This is a genomic window from Bradyrhizobium sp. USDA 4506 (assembly GCF_054058795.1).
Genome location: NZ_JBSSBM010000002.1, coordinates 8,700,854 through 8,719,426, shown reverse-complemented (window position 1 = coordinate 8,719,426; position 18,573 = coordinate 8,700,854). Strand labels below are relative to the sequence as shown.

Annotated in this window: 13 protein-coding genes; 5 read left to right on the top strand and 8 right to left on the bottom strand. The window is 58.8% G+C overall.

Annotated elements, in window-relative coordinates:
• Positions 1 to 67: 67 nt before the first annotated feature.
• The 6 genes from ACVIHF_RS43135 to ACVIHF_RS43110 form a co-directional block, all read right to left on the bottom strand.
• On the bottom strand, positions 68 to 763 hold the full coding sequence (locus ACVIHF_RS43135) for an isochorismatase family cysteine hydrolase (RefSeq protein ID WP_456793994.1): 696 nt from the start codon (positions 761 to 763) through the stop codon (positions 68 to 70).
• Positions 764 to 1,065: 302 nt separating this feature from the next.
• Entirely contained in the window at positions 1,066 to 1,776 is a 711-nt protein-coding gene (locus tag ACVIHF_RS43130; RefSeq protein WP_456793993.1) for a hypothetical protein, read from the bottom strand.
• A 533-nt stretch (positions 1,777 to 2,309) separates the two neighbouring features.
• Positions 2,310 to 4,244: a DUF3732 domain-containing protein gene (locus tag ACVIHF_RS43125; RefSeq protein WP_456793992.1), complete on the bottom strand. Its 1,935-nt coding sequence runs from the start codon at positions 4,242 to 4,244 to the stop codon at positions 2,310 to 2,312.
• Positions 4,241 to 4,756, bottom strand: a complete 516-nt coding sequence (locus tag ACVIHF_RS43120; RefSeq protein WP_456793991.1) for a three component ABC system middle component — start codon at positions 4,754 to 4,756, stop codon at positions 4,241 to 4,243. Before ACVIHF_RS43120 ends, ACVIHF_RS43125 begins: the two co-directional genes overlap by 4 nt.
• 1 nt (position 4,757) lies before the next feature.
• The gene (locus tag ACVIHF_RS43115) at positions 4,758 to 5,966 is read right to left on the bottom strand and encodes an ABC-three component system protein (RefSeq protein WP_456793990.1); all 1,209 of its coding nucleotides are present in this window, start codon (positions 5,964 to 5,966) and stop codon (positions 4,758 to 4,760) included.
• A 936-nt stretch (positions 5,967 to 6,902) separates the two neighbouring features.
• Positions 6,903 to 9,590, bottom strand: a complete 2,688-nt coding sequence (locus ACVIHF_RS43110) for an AAA family ATPase (RefSeq protein WP_456793989.1) — start codon at positions 9,588 to 9,590, stop codon at positions 6,903 to 6,905.
• Between the two features lie 462 nt (positions 9,591 to 10,052).
• On the opposite strand from ACVIHF_RS43110, the gene ACVIHF_RS43105 reads away from it, so the two are divergent.
• From ACVIHF_RS43105 to ACVIHF_RS43090, 4 genes are all read left to right on the top strand, one after another.
• Positions 10,053 to 10,205, top strand: a complete 153-nt coding sequence (locus ACVIHF_RS43105) for a hypothetical protein (protein WP_456793988.1) — start codon at positions 10,053 to 10,055, stop codon at positions 10,203 to 10,205.
• Positions 10,168 to 10,389 carry a helix-turn-helix domain-containing protein gene (locus ACVIHF_RS43100; RefSeq protein ID WP_456793987.1) on the top strand — a complete coding sequence of 74 codons (222 nt, stop codon included), beginning with the start codon at positions 10,168 to 10,170 and terminating at the stop codon, positions 10,387 to 10,389. Before ACVIHF_RS43105 ends, ACVIHF_RS43100 begins: the two co-directional genes overlap by 38 nt.
• Positions 10,390 to 10,401: 12 nt before the next feature.
• Positions 10,402 to 11,715: a DUF2130 domain-containing protein gene (locus ACVIHF_RS43095; protein WP_456793986.1), complete on the top strand. Its 1,314-nt coding sequence runs from the start codon at positions 10,402 to 10,404 to the stop codon at positions 11,713 to 11,715.
• 532 nt (positions 11,716 to 12,247) lie between these two features.
• On the top strand, positions 12,248 to 14,101 hold the full coding sequence (locus ACVIHF_RS43090) for a DNA methyltransferase (protein ID WP_456793985.1): 1,854 nt from the start codon (positions 12,248 to 12,250) through the stop codon (positions 14,099 to 14,101).
• A 938-nt stretch (positions 14,102 to 15,039) separates the two neighbouring features.
• Here the strand turns inward: ACVIHF_RS43090 and ACVIHF_RS43085 are convergent.
• Complete coding sequence (locus tag ACVIHF_RS43085) at positions 15,040 to 15,282, bottom strand: type II toxin-antitoxin system TacA family antitoxin (protein ID WP_456794192.1); 243 nt, start codon at positions 15,280 to 15,282, stop codon at positions 15,040 to 15,042.
• A 341-nt stretch (positions 15,283 to 15,623) separates the two neighbouring features.
• On the opposite strand from ACVIHF_RS43085, the gene ACVIHF_RS43080 reads away from it, so the two are divergent.
• Positions 15,624 to 16,133 carry a hypothetical protein gene (locus ACVIHF_RS43080; RefSeq protein ID WP_456793984.1) on the top strand — a complete coding sequence of 170 codons (510 nt, stop codon included), beginning with the start codon at positions 15,624 to 15,626 and terminating at the stop codon, positions 16,131 to 16,133.
• A gap of 367 nt (positions 16,134 to 16,500) precedes the next feature.
• Here ACVIHF_RS43080 and ACVIHF_RS43075 read toward each other — a convergent pair whose 3' ends face one another.
• The gene (locus ACVIHF_RS43075; protein WP_456794191.1) at positions 16,501 to 18,477 is read right to left on the bottom strand and encodes an NACHT domain-containing protein; all 1,977 of its coding nucleotides are present in this window, start codon (positions 18,475 to 18,477) and stop codon (positions 16,501 to 16,503) included.
• Between the last annotated feature and the right edge of the window lie 96 nt (positions 18,478 to 18,573).

The window sequence follows — 18,573 nt, the reverse complement described above, 5'->3', positions numbered from 1 at the left end:
CCAGGCGCGGCCCGGAATCATCATCACGGAACGCACCAACCGTAAGCCTCGCTGGCGCATTTGTTCATCACCGCGAGCACCTCTTGCCGGGCGCGGCAGGCAGACAAGCAGCAGCAGCGATCTCCTCAATCAGCGGATTTGTACAGACCTGGCGGCAATACCCCGCGGTCACCCGCAAACTGCTGTCGTGGCGCTCCTGGCTGTAGGTGGCGCAGGCATCCGGCACCAGCGTCACGAGGTAACCGAGGTCACAAGCGTCACGCACAGCAGATTCCACGCACTCGTCGGTCACCACTCCGGCCAGCACCAGTTGCCTGACGCCAAGATTGCGCAGCAGGTAGTCGATATTGGTGGACACAAAGACACTCGAAGACGATTTCGGCAGTACGATTTCATCATCGCCAGGCGCAATCTCGTCAATGACCTTGCCATCCCATGAACCTCTCGGGACGTTGAAGCCAACGATCTTGTAATTCAGACCACGATCACGACCATCCTTTGTGAGGCTTTCGATCGTCGTATAAAGTACTTCTATGCCCGCCACGCGGAACGCCGCCTGCAAGCGCTGCATGTTGGGTATGGCAACGCTTTTCAAGCGGTCAAAATAATAGCCGTACTTGCCGGCAATCTCGGCCCCCGGCACATCCTTGAATTCGCCGCCACCACGTCGAACGCAAAAATTCTGCACGTCAACGAACAATAGCGCCGACTCGTCCGGATTGAGCGGCATCTCGCGTGTCACCGGGAGTTCAGCCTTTGACATCCTTTGTTCTCGCAGCGATCCAACCCATCCCATTCAGTCCCGATTTGCCAAGTCCCGATTTGCCAAGTCCCGATCTGCGTCGCCGGCCGGAAGAGCCAACGAGACAATCTACGAGTTCAGACGCAGCTAGCGGAGCGCCCCTCACCATGTTCAGAAGGACTTCAGATGACTGGACTTGCGAGTTCTCGCATGTGAGGCCGGCAACCGGAACAGCACCTTACTAGCCTGCCCTTGCGGCCGGCCGGGATCGGCCGGATCCGAGTTCGTACCAGGCTTTACACATCCCGATACGCCGGCGAACGTCACGAGGCCAACATCAGCCCGGCTTTCTCCTGACGAACAACACGGCTCCTCAACTCTTCGCCAGTCAGCCAGATCAGCCAGTCATCATCAACAATGTCCTCTTGGACCAACCGCAACACCGAGCCGGCTCTCTCGTGGTGAGCATAGCCGTACTGCGAAACAACGCCTTTGTCGATCAACCAGTGCGCCACCAGTCCACATACGAAGTCAGGAGCCCACATGGCAAAGGACACGCCAAATGCTATTCCTGCCATGATCCTGGGCATGCCCGTCCCCCTGAAGTCCCTGCGCACCCAACCATCGCCGTGATACGCAACCTTCCCGGACATCTTCCTCGCAATCGGCGCCCTGCAGGTGCACGCGTCGTCAGGATGGGCGTGCCTTGCCGGATCGGCGTAGAACGCTTTCAGGGATTCAAGATGCTCTGCAAAGTTGCTGCGCGAAAGATCATAAAGCCGAACAGCCTGCAGGACCGCAACTTCGTTGTTCCTGTCGACGCCGACCATCCAGAATCCCTCACCTGGCCCAATTGGCGACCGGTCCGGCCGGAAATTCGGATATGTAGGCCCCTTCGTGGGAGTCGCCCGCGTGATCGAGACATACTCATGAAAGTCGCCTCCCAACGAAAGCATTATGCCTTTTTGGGCGGCAGCAGCGACGTAGCCCTGGGTGAAGCGCGATACGTTCAGCAGGTCCACTACGCTCATCATTGCTGCACGTTCTCCCGTTGCGATACGCCAGGCTCCAGTTGCTACAGCAGTGATGCAGATCGAGACACTACCAATTCTGACAGGGAAGATTCGATCCGGCATCTGATGAAGCGGTCTTCAGCGGCCGGCGGCGACATCGCGGTCCCCGACAATCAAGGAGCAAGATAACGATCGCCGAAGGGCCGCATCGCAGATATTCCTTCCATCCGGGCAAGTTCGCAGAAGTCGCAATCAAGGCGTTGATGCGGACGGGCCTGCTCCAGGAGCAATTTAAACCTGCCCTGCGTCAAACGCGCAAGGCGCATGATGCTGCGCTATCTTGCCAGGATTACCTCGGGAAACCTGGATCTTGAGCCAGCGCGCTCTGATTTCAATTCAACTGCTGACGTGGTGGTCAGCTGGCTCGCTCGGAAGGCAGAACAGGCGCGTCACCGTTGGTTCGCCGCCGACAGTGACAAGCTCGAAGTGACTGCGGGAAGGACGTGTCCCGATAGCCGCACGCGGGCGAGTGACCGCGAGTTCGAGACAAGGCACTAGCGAAGCCACGTCATCGGCACGAGCTTTATGCCGTCGCGCCAACGTTGAACCGTTGAAGTGCGGAACCACTCCTGGAGAAGATCGACGTGGTCAGCCACGATGAGCTGCATGTTTGGGGTCAACGTCGTACAATATTCGAACAGCAGCCTGTACAAGCGGGCAACCGCCGCCTGATCCTCGTCTTCGGCGCCGGAAATCTCACCGACGTCCTTGTCCTTTGGATAGTGAGCCTGGGAAGGCTGGTCGAGCATCAGGAATGCCGGTACCGGCCGATCAAGTGTGCGGAAGAGCTTGTGCAGAGCCAGGTGCGCGGCGACATGATAACCGACCCAGTTCTCACCGCTGCCGATCTGGGGCAGAGACAGCGGCCCGTGCACGGTGTCCGCAACGACGGTGAGGTTCTTCCGGTCCAGGCGGAGGCTGTTCTCACCATGCTCCAGCTGAAGCTGGCTGGCGTAAACGGTGATGTCGCGACCGACCAGGCCGAGGGCGGTCGTCAAGCGCTCCTCCATCGCTTCCCGGTCCAGGACCGCTTCCAGCTCGACCACTTCGGCTCGCACCCTGGCGATCTGCAGGCGAAGCCCCTCCTCGTCCGAGAGCGTGCGTGCATTCTCGAGATAGTAGCCGATGCGGCCCGACACACGGGCCTGCTCGGTGAACTGGTCCTGTTCGATGCGAAGCCGCTCGTTGTCAGCGATCCGCATCGTGATGTCCCGCTGGATGACCGTCAGCTCTTCTTCCAGAGTCGTCCGCCTGGTTTCGAGCTCTGCGATCTGGCCCTGCAGACGCGGATTGTCCCGTCGCACGGTGCTGAGCTGGCGGTTTAGTCGACCGAGCGAACGCCGAATCTCGTCCACCGAAGGCACGGCCACCGCCAACAGGCTGTCGCACAGTGGACAAGTCTCATGCCCGTCTGCGCCATCTCCAACCAGGCCGATCGACGCCAGTCGGGCCTGCTGCTCGCGAGCCTCGGCCTCGAAGTCCGATGCCTCGCGCGTCAGTCGTTGCAGATCCTTGATCTCGTCCCGCAACTCCTGAAGTTCAGTGCGAATACGGCGGCGACGATCCTCCAGATCAGTCAGGTCAGCCGCCGGATCGTCCGTCTTCGCATATTCCAGAGACCGTGGCGCGGCTGCTCGAGCCAGCAGGCTCCGGATCCCTTCGAGGGAGTCCGCCGGAACGTCGAGCGGTAGCAACCCGACGCGCCTGGCCTCCTGAAGGAGGTTGCGGGCCGTCCCGGATGCTTCGTCGGCCAGCACCCGGGCGTCGGCATAGTCACGCTCCATGCTCCTCAGTCGGCGGCGAGCGTCCTCGTACCGTTTTTGCTTCAGGTAATGGTCTTCGCCCATGGCGCCGACGAAGTACGGGAGCGTGTCCTTGATGGCCTGCGGGATCCGCTCGTCGCCTTGCCGGTGGAAGAGCAGACGGCGGTTGGCGATTTCGTCCTGGTTTTGAAGGCAGAAGAAGATCGCCTGGCTGGCCGATGCCTCGAGCGGACGACGCGTCGCGCCAGGCTCGGGCACGTACAGGTTTTCCGCCACACCAAGGATAGCCGAAAGCCTTTGCCGCAACCCGTCGGCCGTGGAATTTTTCACAAGCGTTGCGGCCGTTTCCGGAAAGTCGCCGGCATTGCGCTCGAAGTAAATTTCGTCGCTGGCCCTGCCTGCCGGGCCGGGATTCCGCCTTGCGATCAGGATACCCTCGCCATCGCGGTCGAAGAGCACTGCAAACCAGGACACGCCCCGCCGGATTTCACCCTCGGCGATCGTGCACTCTGAACGGCCCCAGCAATAGTCGACGATGTCCAGAAGGGCCGACTTGCCCGTTTTGGACGCACCGGTGACGATATTCAGCGCGCCAAGATTGAAGCGGATGTCTCGCCGCTCACCGTCGTGCGAATAAATCGCGATTCCTCTGATCTGGACGGTCAAACTCGTACTCCCAGGGTTTGCAGGACAGCGGCGGATTCCGACTGGTTGCCGAGCCAGCGTCCCAGCAAGCCGGCGGCTCGCCGCATCGCGTCAACCTCGTCCGTTGTCGCCGAAGGCCTCGTACCCAGCTTGATGGGTCGCTTCCCGACCATCACGCCATCCGGATTGATCGTGATGGCCTCGAGCTGCGCGAGAAACAGGAGTGCCTCCCGCGTCACAGGCCTGAGCCGCAGAGTTCGCTCGGGAAGAATGCCGAGCGTGGCAGCGTTTTCGCCAGCCCAGGAAGCGAATGCGGTATTGGCCCTGCCGGGGAGTGCCTTTCGGGCTCCGGGATGGAGGACCAGCGGCAAGACAACAAACGCGTAGGCAAGTGGCATCGCACTGCCCGCCTGTTTGCGAAACTCGTTGATCGCCCGGACCAGCAGTTCGCCGCAGAATGCCGGATTGAAGTGAGTCGCTTCCTCTTGCGGTCTGTCCCGCCAGGCGAGTTCGAAGCGCGTGAGCCCAGCCATCTCACTTGTTCTCCGCGCAAAGCAAGACGTAGTTCCGGTGCCAGCCAACCCGGAGATCATTCGCCAGGATGTGGTAGGACCCCACGTTCAGGAAGCGGGCCGTCAGGGAGCGGAACGGAAACCGGGCTTCATTCTCGACCCATTGGTAGAGTGCCTGCCCATCCTGCCTGAGCGCCGGCCCCTCCGGGGGCGTACCATTGTGTCCCTCGCACATAGCCTCAAATCGCGGTTGCCATTCCTCGACCAGCCGCTGCTCGAACCGCCCAACCTCGTCGTCGACCACGACATGCTCACGTGTCCATTTGGAACGCTGCGCAAACGCCCGATAGAAATCGCGCTTCGCAAAGCGCAGACGGATCCCTCCAAGTCCGATGAGCTGCAACTGATGCACGAAGCGAAAGCCTTCATACTCCGCATACTCCGCCTCACCAGGCTCGGCATGTTCGAAATCCGCGACCAGGGCATCTCGCTTCAAGGCGTCCCGTATATCGTCGAGCTTCGCTTCCAGGAGGCCAACCGGAATGGGCTCGGAAGGGCTCTTCATCAGCGCGGCGCAGACCTTGGGCCACCACCACCCCTCGAGTGCTTCACGTGCGGCAGCCGCTTTGCCGGCGGGGGCAACCAGCCTGAGAGCATGCTCCAGCTTGTAATCCAGGTCGGCTATCAAAGGCTGATTGTCGAGGACCTCCACCGCACTCAGGAGCGCGGACCGCATCGGCTCAGCCAGCGCGAGGAAAGCTCCGAACGCTGGCGCCAGGGCCACGTTTGCTGATGTCTGTGCGATCTGGGTCAGGATTTCGTTTGCAGATTTCGGATTGCGCTCTAACCCAACCGGGCAGGCGACAGGCGGCCGAAGCAAGGCGGCCGCCGATCCCGCGGGGGCTGCGGCGGTGGTGACCAGGACCAGCTTCGCGCGCGACGGCAGCGATGGATCGTCCTTGGCCGCCTCGGCCCAGATCCGGAGGGTTTTCCAGAGATCGGGGCTCGCATTGCCAAGGCTCGCGACGCGGTCAATGTGATGCTTGGTTTGAAGAAGCTCGAAGGCAGTGCCGTCCTTCTCGAACGAAATGTCGTCAAGACGCTCGATCGAAACCTCGACTTCCGCACCACTGTTCAAATGAGGAATACACAACAGTAGCGCCAGGCGAGCCTGATAAAGATATCCGACGGCTGATGCCGCAGCCGTGAAGTGATTTCCCCCTTCGCCCAATTCACCCCCCTATGGGGTCAGTTTGACCGCCATGGCAATTCAAAAACAAGGAGCCGCAATATCCTGGCGAGCAATTGTCTCCGGTTCGCCCTTTATGAGCGCGGCACAGCCGGGCTTCCTGCACTGAGCGGATGGTCGAGAGCCGGCCGCAGACAATCCCCAAACTATCCCGTAAATCGCTGTTTGTGCGACGCTGTTTCTCAAAGCCCTCTGCACGCTTTCCTCGTTGAAATAGCTCATCTCACTGCTCCCGCGAAGGTTCGAACATGGTGCGGACCAGCAGCGGCGCAATCAGATCGAATGGTCATGAACGAAGAACTGTCGTCCTCGCACGGAGGCGATGGCACATTCGGGGCGCCTTCTCTCCGGCAATCACCGTACGTTACGAACAAACAACCTCCCTTCTTGCCTGACTGTGTCGCCTCGGCCTCAGATTGATGCGTTTCGTACGATAAAGCTACCAGCTGACCTTGAACCTGCGGCTCTGTTGCAACAGGCACCCACCGGGGATCAACGCTCCAATGACCTTCATTGATGTTTGAGAAAGATTTTGACGACCTTTCCTCGCCGACCTCCAGGTCATGGGGTTACGCGCTCTTCGTCCAGGAAGTGCTTTGGACGGGGCGGAATGACACCATCAAATCCAATTGGATTTCTACTTCTCACTTGAGAAAGGATTTGCCCCATCAAGTATTCTCAAGTCGACATGTACACGAAATGGCCGCGAGCATTGCTCCGTTTGTGATACCGCGGCCCCGAAACCAGCGACCAGCTGCCACACCGGCGCCATTGACTCTTTTGCCGGAGCAACCGACCTCATCACAAAATGGAGCACACCGGCTGATTGATTGCTATTGTGACTGACCGATTGGCCATGAAACTACATCCGTCGGGCACATCCGGGCGGTTACGCATGGCATTCCAGAAATCATGAGACTAGTCGAGCACCTCGGCCACCATAGGGCTCTCCTCGTAGAGCTGCCCCACCTTTTCAAGCGCCTTGCGACGGGCGTTTGCAGTTGTAACAAAGGCGGTTAGCTTGTCGAGATCGGTCCTGATATCTGTAAACTTTGGAAGATCGGGCGGGACGCCCGCTGATTGGTCATGTCCGGAGAACTTCGAACATCGCGTCATTCCGCCGTACACCGCTTCATAGTCTGCTTTGTCGACATGGGCAGCCCTCAGTCTCAAGGTTGCAACATTTGGCCGCAAGCGGCCGACAACTCCGGCGAAGAGAATTTCCTCGACAGCATGCTCCCACGTTTCGCGCATCCTGGTGTACACGTCCGTCACAAACGAGCGCTCGGCCTCATCGGTCTCAGAATATGTCGCCTTTTTCTTTTGGAGCAGGCCCTCGATTATCGCCAGCCGCTTTGTGACACCCATGGAAATCCACGGCTGCTGGTTGTTGTCGATGATGCCGAATCGTCCGTCACCGTGTTTGGCGATCCATTCCTCCCGTACCCGGACCTTCATGTCCTTCGCCGCCTCAACTACGGCGTAGTGAAAGAACAGGTTGTGCGTGAAGATTATGACCTGCCTTCCCGCGGCTGCCTCCTTCACAAGGCGCTTCGCGACCGCCTCCATCCGGGCATGATCCAGCGATGATACCGGATCATCGACCACGATGCCGTGCCTTGCCCCCACTTCCTTCAACTCGGCAAGGAACCCGGCAAGGGCGAACGCCCGCTTCTCTCCCTCGCTCAGGATCTCACTGTTCTTGCCAACCTTCTGTTGCGCCTCCAGTCCGATATGGACCTTGCTTTTGCCAACCTCCCCGCGGTCGGCAAGCTTCAACGGCAGGTGCTGAAGGTCAAGGGCAACAATTTCGGCTTCAAGGCTGGCCTGCAGGGAGGCCGTCAGAACCTTCCGTCTCAGGCGGGTGATGTAGGACGTGATACCGGCGACGGAACAGGCCGTGATGCACGCCTTCGTCTTCAGAAGCAGATCGAGGGAATTCCGCCGTGCCACGAAGATCTCGATGTCGGCCGAGAATTTCTTGCGCGCTTCCAGTTCATCGAACTCTTGCTGGCGCCGCAGTCGCCTGGCGGTCTCGTCCGCCGTTGGTTTCAGGTCATCGATCTCCTTCGCAAGCAGGGTCACTTCATCCGACAGATTGTCAACGACTGACCTGTCGAGGTCCGCGAGGCTGTCCAGACTTGCATAGTCGACAGCCTTGATGGCCGTCAGGACCAGGGCATGACGCTCCTGGCTGACAGCGGAAAGTTTCTCAATCCGGTCTGCCAGTGCCTGACGCGATGGCGAACCCTCCACGAAATTGACGAGCCTGTTCTTGATGTCCTGAGCGCTGGAGATCTTGAGATCACGGATCGCTTGCGCGGTTTCTGCGAAATGCTTCTTTGCATTCTCGGCGTCCGCATTGGCGCGGCCTTCGACATACGCATCGAAAGCCGCCAGTCGCATGCGCGCCTGCGCATTGAGAGGCTGATGGCAGAGCACGCAAGTATCGGCCGTGGCCAACTGGGGCGGTTCAAGGGCCGGGTATGCTTCGGCGGCGAAGTCGCGCGCATACATCAGCATCTGCCGCCAGCTCTCGCTGCCAAGCTGTGGCACTGCCGAATCCGCCGCCAGGGCCGAAGCTGCGGCCTTGGCCGCATCGCGTGTTGCGGCAGCCTTCTGCTGCGCTTCCTTCAGTCTCGCGAGGCCGGCATTGCCGATCGCATCGAAGACCGCGTTTGCATCGGTAACCAACGTCTCGATTGCTGATTTGGTCGCTTCCTTCACCTTCGTCAGAAGGACCGGGTCCTTGCTCAGCTCGAGTGTGAGCGCTTGCAAATCGGCCTCGTCCTGCTCAGTCCAGGCCGCCAGCGCCCGCATCACCTCCTCGGCAGGGAGATGCTGATCCGCCTTCATATCTGCAAGCATCACCGCTACTTTGGTGCGCTTCTCGTATCCAAGCGGCAGTGGCGCCTGGTGCGCCTTGTTCAAACGTGCTTCTTCAGTCCTGAAGCGGCCGTCCAGCGTGCGCAGAGCCTCAGCGAGATTGGTCAGCAGCGCAAGCTCGAACGGCAGGAACTCGATGTTGCGCTCGGCATCGACATACAGGCCAGCCGCATCACTGTCGAAGACGGAAATTCTGCCCAGTTCAGGCGGCGGAGCACTCCGGTCATCCCAGACGACCCTGCGCTGTTCCTCGCCATCGACGCGGAAAGTCAGGGTAACCTCGCGGGGATCAGACGAAGCCGGCTCGAACACGTTGCCCCGCAGGGTGACGTCGTGCAGGCAATGACAGATCTTCTTGGCGATACGGCAATAGCCGCTCTTGCCTGAACCGTTTGGACCGAAGATGAGTGTTACACCGTTAATTGCAAACCTGAGAGGCGGCTGCTCTGCAGCCAGACGGTCGATATTGCGCAGCGGCCCGATGGCCCCGAGAACAGTTACCGGCGCAAATCGATTGCCCGTCTTCAGATGGGTCTTCGTAAGCGCAGGCCAGGCGGGTGGCTCCCCAACCGAAATTCCCGCATCTATTTTGACGGCTTCCTCAAGTTGATTGAGTTCTTCAGTATCCAGGCCTGGTTTGGCGATCAGGAGCCGTACGGCTTCCTGTTGCCAGCGCGGACGTGCAGCGCACCATTCAAACAAATCACTGTCGTTCGCCATGATCACTCCGGAGGCAATTGTAGATCGGTCAATGCAAAGTCATTGATTGCAGCAATAGTGATGCGCGGTTTCGGTGGTCAAGACATCCTTGGGCTACCTTCGTGGGAAGGTGTTGACATGCGCGCGGTCAAACCCACAGCTTTCGTGGGAAAGACCTGCGGGCCTTTCCCGCAGCTGTCGGAAGCGAGATCGGCCGGACCCTTTTTTGAAACGTAGCTCGGTGAACACCCGCGCAATGCAAAGCACCTGAAGGGCTTTAGCTGTGTTTTGGAAATTCGTGACAATTTTGACGGTAATGCCTGCCGCACCGTTTCCACAACGCGTTTAGAGGCTACCCCGTACGTTCCGTACGCATTTTAAAAAATTCCACCAGCGGCATTGCCAAGCCGGAGGCACATTGACCTGGTCCCGCAGCGCCTGCGCGACACCGAGGCTATCCACAAGTCAACACAGGGACCTATGATGAGCACGAAGAAGAAGCTGCCCGCCGATAGCCGGAGCTCCGGCAACATTTCCGCTCATCTCGGCCTGCCGAACGCCGAGGAGCACCAGCTCAAGGCCGCGCTCGTTGTTCAGGATGGCGGAGCAGGAGATTACCCAGACAGAAGCCGCTAAGCTGGTCGACATGAAGCAGCCCGATCTGTCCAAGCTGTTTCGGGGTCATTTCAAGCTGGTTTCAGTGGAAAAGCTTCTGCGGATGCTGACGGCGTTCGACCAGGACGTTGAAATAGCGGTAAAGCCACATCGGAAGCGCGGGGAAGCCGGCCGGATCACGTTCATTCCGGCCCAGGACTGCTGAACGGGAGGGTTTATGAAATTTAACACTACAGCGACCAGTAGCGCGCATGAACCGACCCTTCACTGCCCCAATTGCAGCCACGAGATTCGGCTGACTGAATCGCTTGCCGCCCCCCTTCTCGCGGAGACCCGCCAGCGCTTCCAGGAACAACTCGCGAGCAAGGACGCCGAGGTCGCACGAAAGACTGAAGCGCTCCAGCGCGAGCGGGAGAAACTCCAGAAGGACCGTGAACAGGTCGAAGACCAGGTCACCAGCCGGCTGGCAGCTGAGCGCAGCCAGCTCGTCGCTGCGGAAGCGAAGAAGGCGCGCGAAATGGCTGCCGCCGAAATTCAGGCCAGGATGAACGAGGCGGCCGAGCTTCGGCAGATGCTCGAAGCGAACAACGCCAAATTGGCGGCAGCGCAGCAGGCGCAGGCCGAACTCATCCGCAAGCAACGCGCCCTCGACGATGAGAAGCGCGAGCTTGACTTGACGATCGAGAAACGGGTTCAGGCGCTGGTTGACCCGATCAAGGTCAAGGCCAGGCAGGAGGCCGACGAAGGGGCACGGCTGCGCGTTGCAGAAAAAGACCAAACCATCGAGTCGATGTCGCGCACGATCGAGGAGTTGAAGCGAAAGGCCGAGCAAGGCTCGCAGCAGTCGCAGGGCGAGGTACTCGAACTGGAACTTGAAGAGCAGCTGCGCGGCCGTTTTCCAACCGATTTGATCGAGCCGGTCGGCAAAGGTGAGCTTGGCGCCGACGTTATCCAGCAGGTAAACGGATCGATCGGCCAGCCTGCCGGCATCATCCTTTGGGAAACCAAGCGAACCAAGGCCTGGAGCGACGGTTGGCTTGCCAAGTTGCGCGACGACCAGCGCCGCTCCGGCGCGGACGTCGCTTTGATCATCTCCCATGCCCTGCCCAAATATATTGAGCAGTTCGACCTGGTGGACGGCGTCTGGGTGGCTCATCCGCGATGCGCGCTGCCTGTGGCGGTCGCGCTGCGTCAGGGTCTGGTCGACGTCAGCACTTCACGGCTGGTCCAGCAAGGTCAGCAAACGAAAATGGAGCAGGTCTATCACTATCTGACGGGCACGAAATTCCGCCAGCGCGTTGAAGCCGTTGTCGAGAAATTCAATGACATGCGTGAAGATCTCGATAAGGAACGCAAATTTATGGGACGCCAGTGGGCAAAGCGCGAGACGCAGATACTGGCCGTAATCGATTCGACGGTAGGCATGGTGGGAGACCTTCAGGCCATCGCGGGCAAAGCCATGCCAGAGATTCCGAGTTTGGACATGCCACTGCTGGAGAATGGCGCCGAACCAGAGCGAAAGCCGGGATGAACGCCCCGCCACCCCGGAGCGCTGTCTGCTTGAGAGGCTATCTCATATCGTACTGGTTTACTATCAGTCCTCCCGCTCCCTCCTCGCGGCTCCCGGATGGCAGCCCTCACACCGGCCGGCCAAGTTGTTGAACGCGGGCGCGGGACTCAACCTTAGCTGACCGAGGCTTTCCGCTGTTGATCGCAGGCGACTTCCCTGGCGCTGTCAATAAACCGGAATGGCTATACGTATCGACGTCCAGTTTCGCGCTCTCCCCCATGACATCGATCAGCCGTTCGAACATGCCGCGTCCAGAGGGCCTTCCGACCCGAAGGACATGGCCAAGAAGGGATAGCTCGCAACGAGGAAACCCGGACCCTTCTCCAAAGTCCGGGTCAACAAACACCACTAGAACTTTTTAAAGCGCTGGTGGCCCTAGCTGCTGATCGGGGTCGATACCGCCGCGATAGCGGGATCGCGGAGGTTGCCGCTCGTTCGGTCCCACGAGGGTACTGGCCAAAACAGGCCACTCCCCTCGGGCCGGCGACGAGCCATGAGTGAACGCTGTTCACCACGGGCTAACTATAGCGCGAATCATTTTGCAGAGAACAACCTCGGGTTAGGACAGGTGGAACTGGTTGTACCGGACCATCCGCTCCCGTGTCAGGGCGGGGGTTCTGTTGTGTCCAAGTCGCGTATATCTAACCAGCTATTCTATGGCGATAATCTATATTACTTGCGCGAACTGCAAAGCGAAACGGTCGATCTGATTTATCTCGACCCACCCTTCAATTCGAAGGCCAATTACAATCTGTTGTATCGCACGCCGCAGGGTGATGCCGTTCAGGCCCAAACGACAGCTTTTCGCGATACGTGGCAATGGGACACGCCGGCAGCTCGGGCTTTCGATGACGTCGTGGCATCCGGCTCTCAAGCAGCTCCGATTCTGATTGCCCTGAAGAGTCACTTAGGCGAGAGCGATTTGATGGCCTATCTGGCGATGATGGCCGTTCGTTTGGTAGAGATGAGGCGCATCCTGAAGCCCAACGGCAGCCTCTATCTGCACTGCGATCCTACCGCGAGCCACTATCTCAAAATCATGCTGGACGGCATCTTCGGATTTGATCGATTCCAGAACGAGATTATTTGGAAGCGCACTACGACGCATAGCGACAGCAAAACGTGGAGCAGGATTGCTGACACAATTCTTTTTTTCACGAAAGGCAGGCAATTTACATGGAACACACCACGCGAGGCACACTCATCAGAGTATCTGGCATCAAAATATAACAATGATGATGGCGACGGACGGCGATACATGCTCGACAACATGACCAGCCCGAACCCGCGCCCGAACATGATGTACGAATGGAAGGGCTTTCCATTTCCGGCCAAGGGCTGGCGCTATTCAAAAGAAACCATGACCAAACTCGATAAAGAGGGCAGAGTTTGGTATCCCAAGCACAAGGATGGCACACTAGATCGCACCAAACGCCCGCGCCTCAAACGATACCTTGAGGAAATGGAAGGCGGAGTGATGGGATCTATCTGGACAGATATTTTCCCCGTCAACAGTCAAGCCAAAGAGCGTATGGGATACCCGACGCAAAAGCCTGTGGCGCTGCTTGAGCGCATTTTGAATGCCTCCACCGAGCCTGGTCAAACGGTTCTCGATCCATTTTGCGGATGCGGAACCACGATTGAAGCCGCTCAACGCCTCGGACGCAAATGGATCGGCATCGATGTCACTCATCATGCTATCGACGTAATAGAAGGCAGGCTTGATGAGAGATGCCCCAAAGCTGATTACAGGGTTAGTGGCCGGCCCGAAAACATCAGTGAAGCGCGCGCTCTTGCGAAGCGAGACCCGTATGAATTCCAGTGGTGGGCAAATTGGCTTGTCGGCGTTCAAAATTATCTCGAACAAAAGAAAGGCGCAGATAAAGGCATCGATGGCATTATCTATTTTCGGAATGGGCCGCGCGGGATTGGCAAAATAATTGTTTCGGTCAAGAGCGGCGAAAATGTCGGCCCCGAAATGGTGGCGGCACTCTCCGGAACCGTGCAGAGAGAGGAAGCTGAGCTTGGCGTTTTCGTTTGCCTGGCAGATGCTACGCGAAGAATGAGACAGGACGCAGCGGGCTCCGGAATGGTTAGTACGTCTCATGGGCGCTTCCAAAGAATTCAGATCGCAACTATTGGCGAGTTGCTGAGCGGAAAGCGGCCTGAATTGCCGCCAGCAATCGAAACTGAGGCATTCAGGCATAGCCTGAGGCCAGTCAGGCCGGCCGCAATTCAAGCTCCCTCCGAACAAATGTCGTTCACCTTTGAAATCAAGGGCGGAAAGAGGTCGGAGAAGGAAACGCATTGGTCGGGCAAAGTGCTTGCACGACTTGCTGCACACTAAGAGACTGTTTGAAAAGCTAATTTAATTACGTGAAGCGAACAAGAAAAAGGCTGCGAGACGGTGATCTCGCAACCAGTCAGAAATACTACAGGAAATGTTCTTCGCCAGAATAAGCTTCAAACTCAGGAGGTCGCTTACGAGCGACTTTTTTTGTACTCACCGCAGATTAGCGGGCGTCGTCGATATCACCTGGTGTTGGCATATGACGAAGATCCCTCGTCAACTTGACCAACAACAGCTTCAGCTCGATACGCCTACGCTTTTCTTCTTTGCTCATAGCGAACCTCCTATCAGTGAGCATTGAAGATCGAGGCAGGTCGTTGGCGCGACCTGCCTCAACTATCTGGTGCTCGCCTCAAGCAACATCAAGACCATCACGTAATCCGTACTTGTGGTGCGAACGAACGAATCAAGCTCAAAAACTGATCTCTCTTGTTTTTGGTGTGAAAGACAATTCGCCGTGAACCAAAGTTGCCCGACAGATTCACGAAATAGCGTTTCGTGGTGCCGAGTTGCGATTTGTTGAATTTCCTCGAGAGCATGAGCCGCACGTCCCGAATTCCGATCATGTGAGAAGCCTGCGCAATTCGGTGCAGCGCGTCACTCGGCAGGTCCCGGCAAAGAGCTGTGCCTTTTTGCGATAAGTCACGGCGGCCCTGCCAATGTTGCGACAGGAATTGGGTTCAGCATCCCACGTTTTATCAGAGATCTGGGGAACTTCTCGCGTTCGATGGAGCCTATCAGAATGCAGTAACAGCCTATGATCGCGTTGTCGCCGCAGACGACGTAAGTCTGGGCGGTCTTGCCCTGACTCTTGCGGGCCTGCTTCTTCAGCCAATCGTTCGGGACTTCATTGCCACAGTCTAAGCGGCTGGAGTAGCGCCCGGACGTCAGAGACGCGGGCAGTGTAACGTTCCCACGTCTTGCCAGATGCAGAACTACTTTTGCCAGGCGGGCTTACGCATCATCAGTGCCTTGAGATTCCCGGCCGGCGGACGCGGATTATCCAGCGCATGGACAAATGCATCGTATTTGTCGGGATCGAGCACGAACAGACGTTTGTCCAGCAGGACGTTGATGGCATCCTTATGGGCGCTATCGAGCACGAACTCGCCTAGAGTCTTGCCAACAGAACTTGCGGCCGTCTGTATCAGCTGCTTGAGCTGAACAGTGGCTCGAATATGGATACTGGCTTAGCTCCGGACGCGGCGTGACCGCGCGGAGTGCTTTGTCTCGCCTGCTTCCATTGCTGACTCCTGTTATATCCTTACTGTTTGAGCGGCTAGACTGTATGAGCGTATGTGCAGACAGGCTACGGCGCATATTTCCGGCTCTGAAAAGTCGACCAAGTACATATTGTATACTTATGTTTCAGATAGGCCCCTGCAATCCACCCAGGAACTCCGGTGTGGCGTTCATAAGCCGCCATCTATAGCAGATCGGTAAGTGCATGCCCGCGCGAGTGGCCGGCGCCATACACGCGCATCTCAAGGATTTCACCCTCGCTGCCGAGGTCTGACCAGTGACGCAGCCGCCGCCCCTGATCAATATCGCAAGCGCGCCAACATCGGCCTTGCTCGAGCTTCACGGCGATATTCTGGTCGAGCTGCGGCGCCGCGCGATCGTCCGCAGCGCGAACAATCCCACCGGCGACTACGGCGAGCTCCTGTTCTCGCGCGCCTTCGGCTGGACGCTCAACGGCAATTCCTCGGCTGACGCCGACGCGATCGATACGGAAGGGCTGCGCTATCAGATAAAATGCCGAAGGCTGGCGACGTTGCGGGGCTCGCGCCAGCTCGGCTTCATCCGCCGCCTTCCGCAGCGGCCTTTCGACCACCTGGCCGCCGTGCTGCTCGACAACCGCTTCCGGGCGTTGCGCGCGGCGATCATTCCCTATGAGGTCGTCCAGCTCCGCGCCGCCTATGTCGACAGCATCAAGGCGTGGAAATTCATGCTGCGGGATTCGGTGTGGGAGCAGCCAGGAGTGGCTGATGTGACAGCAGAGCTGCAAGTCGCCGAACTCGCCCTCTGACGCTTCAAGCGAGAAAAGACCGGGCATTTTGCCGGCCTTTGTCATTGATGCGACTAATTCCGGCCGCCTCAGTGCGTCTCGACGTCTCCTCTTGTGTGTGTGTTTCCGGAAAGGGCGCGCACGGACGGACCGGAGCGCCGCAGGTGCCCGGTCATCGCGCACGTCCGGCGCTTCGGAACCTTTTTCAGGACCAAATCCTGGGTGCCGCCGAAATCGTTCCGGACGGCAAGGATGACACTTGTAATTTGAATCCTTGAAACTGGTCCGCCCGCCGGCTGTCGCGGGCCGGCGGGCGGTTCGGACGTCCATCGTCTGCGAATGTGGTCAACCGGTGATCTCCCCAAGTCCTGACACACGCTTTGGCATCCTACGTCCCACCCTGGCGCTTCGACTTGATGTGGCTCGCCGCGATGCGGTTGATCGCCTGCCCCACCGGACCAGTTGGCGTCGACTGCTGGATGAAGGACGCGACGGCCGCCTTGTCCGCAACCTGAAGTCTGTGACGATTTCCGAACTTCCGCTCCTCCAGCACGCCCGTCCTGATCAGCTCGTCCAGAAGGTCGTGGCCCACGAGCGAGGCCTTGGCGGCCTGGTTGCGGATGTCGTCGTAGTTTCGGTCCCTGAAGCGCATCTGCCCGATGTGGAACGGCTTGAGCGTGTAGTGGCAGGCGTCCTCGATGTGCGACCTGTCGATCGGAATTCGTCCGACCTGGTTCTTGTGCTGGCGGAAAGTCGCCTTCGCAGCCTCCGACAGCGTGCAGTTCTCCACCACCACGTCTCCCAGATGGCGGTTGCTCGAGGTTGCTCCGAATTCTCCTTCGAACACGCAGTTGTCGAAGCGGGTCGCCGCATCGAAGGTGCAATGCTCGAGGTGGACATCCTTGAAACACGAGTCGGTGATGCTGACGCCTCTGAGGTCCAGCCTGGAGATAAGACCTGAAAAGAAGGCGTCCCTGATGGATTTGCCGGAAGGATCCCCGAAGTATACACATATCTCCCTTGTGATCTGGGCGGCACCCAGACTGGTGTCCCGCAGCACCCGGAACAGGATCTGGACGAGACCCGCCCGTTCCGGCTGGACGTCGCGGCCGGTCACTCCGACGTATCTCTCGCGCTGCTTCGAAAGCGCTAGCAATATCTCTTCGGAGGACATCCGCCATCTCAAAAGAAGCGAGATGAAGTCCACGAGGCGGGTCTGCTCCACGGCGCACTTCCTGAACACGTCGTCGTCGCCGATCGCGACGGGTGCGCCGCCGATCGATTCGACGGCCAGGCGGGCGCGTAGATAATCCTGCACCTCGGGATATTCGAACCGGCAATTGTAGGGCGTCTCGTTGCCAACGATACGCAGAAAGCCGTGTTTGCGCAGGAATTCAACGTGTTCCTTGCGGTTGGGATAATCGGGCTGTTCCGAGAGGAGCTCGTGGATCGAATCCACCTGATCGATCGAGAAAAACTCGTCGCAGAGAGCAGCCAGCGTGCTGAAGAATTTGATCTGCCCATCGGAAGACATCGAGATTCCGATCCGCTGCTGCTCGCGGCGGCAGAACTGCCACAGCACGTGTCCAAGCGGATCGGCTTCCGGCGGAGCTCCCATGGAATCAAAGGCCGAACGGGACATGACGGCGTCGCTGATCGCCTCCGCCGCGAACTGAACCACCCAGGGAAGAAAGGACAGATTGTGAAGCTCGTCGCCCTGCCCGCGGGTGGGCGCCCGGCGGATACTCGCGATTTTTTGCAGGAGGGAGATGGTCTTGTCCTTGCTGGACCTGGTCTCCGGCTGGTGGAAACGTTTCGAGAGATATTCGTCGCGCTGATCCTCGGAAAACGGACTGAGACGGAATGCCGTCACCTGGGACTGCAATCGGACGTCGACGTTGTCGTGCCAGAAGCTTTCCCGGCAGGTGAGAAGAATTCGACTGCCTTCGACACCCTCCAGCGCGGTGATGAGGCCGGCGATCGTATCGTCGGCGTTGAAGTCCGCTGGTCTGGTCGCACAAAGCTCGTCAAAACCGTCGAGAATGGGACAGATCGCTCCGTAGCGAAGACATCGTTGAATGCGCTCGATCGACGGCTGAAAGCCGGATTGCTTGTAGATGGCGTGGCCGACCAGATCCGCCAGGTTGTCGGAGGCATCGCGAAACTCATGGTTGATCCATGCGAAGCGGTCGATCAGCAGAGGGTACGGCGGTTCGGTCGTACGGAGCGTTCTCGGATCTTCGGGCTTGTTCTGCAGAAAGTCATTGAACAGTTCCCTCGCGAGAGCCGTCTTGCCCGTTCCGGCGGGCGCCAGCAGGACGCCGACCCGGCTCGGTGCGGCATTGCCCCCGATTCCACCCCGCATCCAGCGGAGCAGCGTGAAGATGGCCCCCCCTTTTGGCGTCTGCCCGGACGCCGTCATGATCGTCGGCGGGACATAGAAATTGATCGGAGAAGGGTC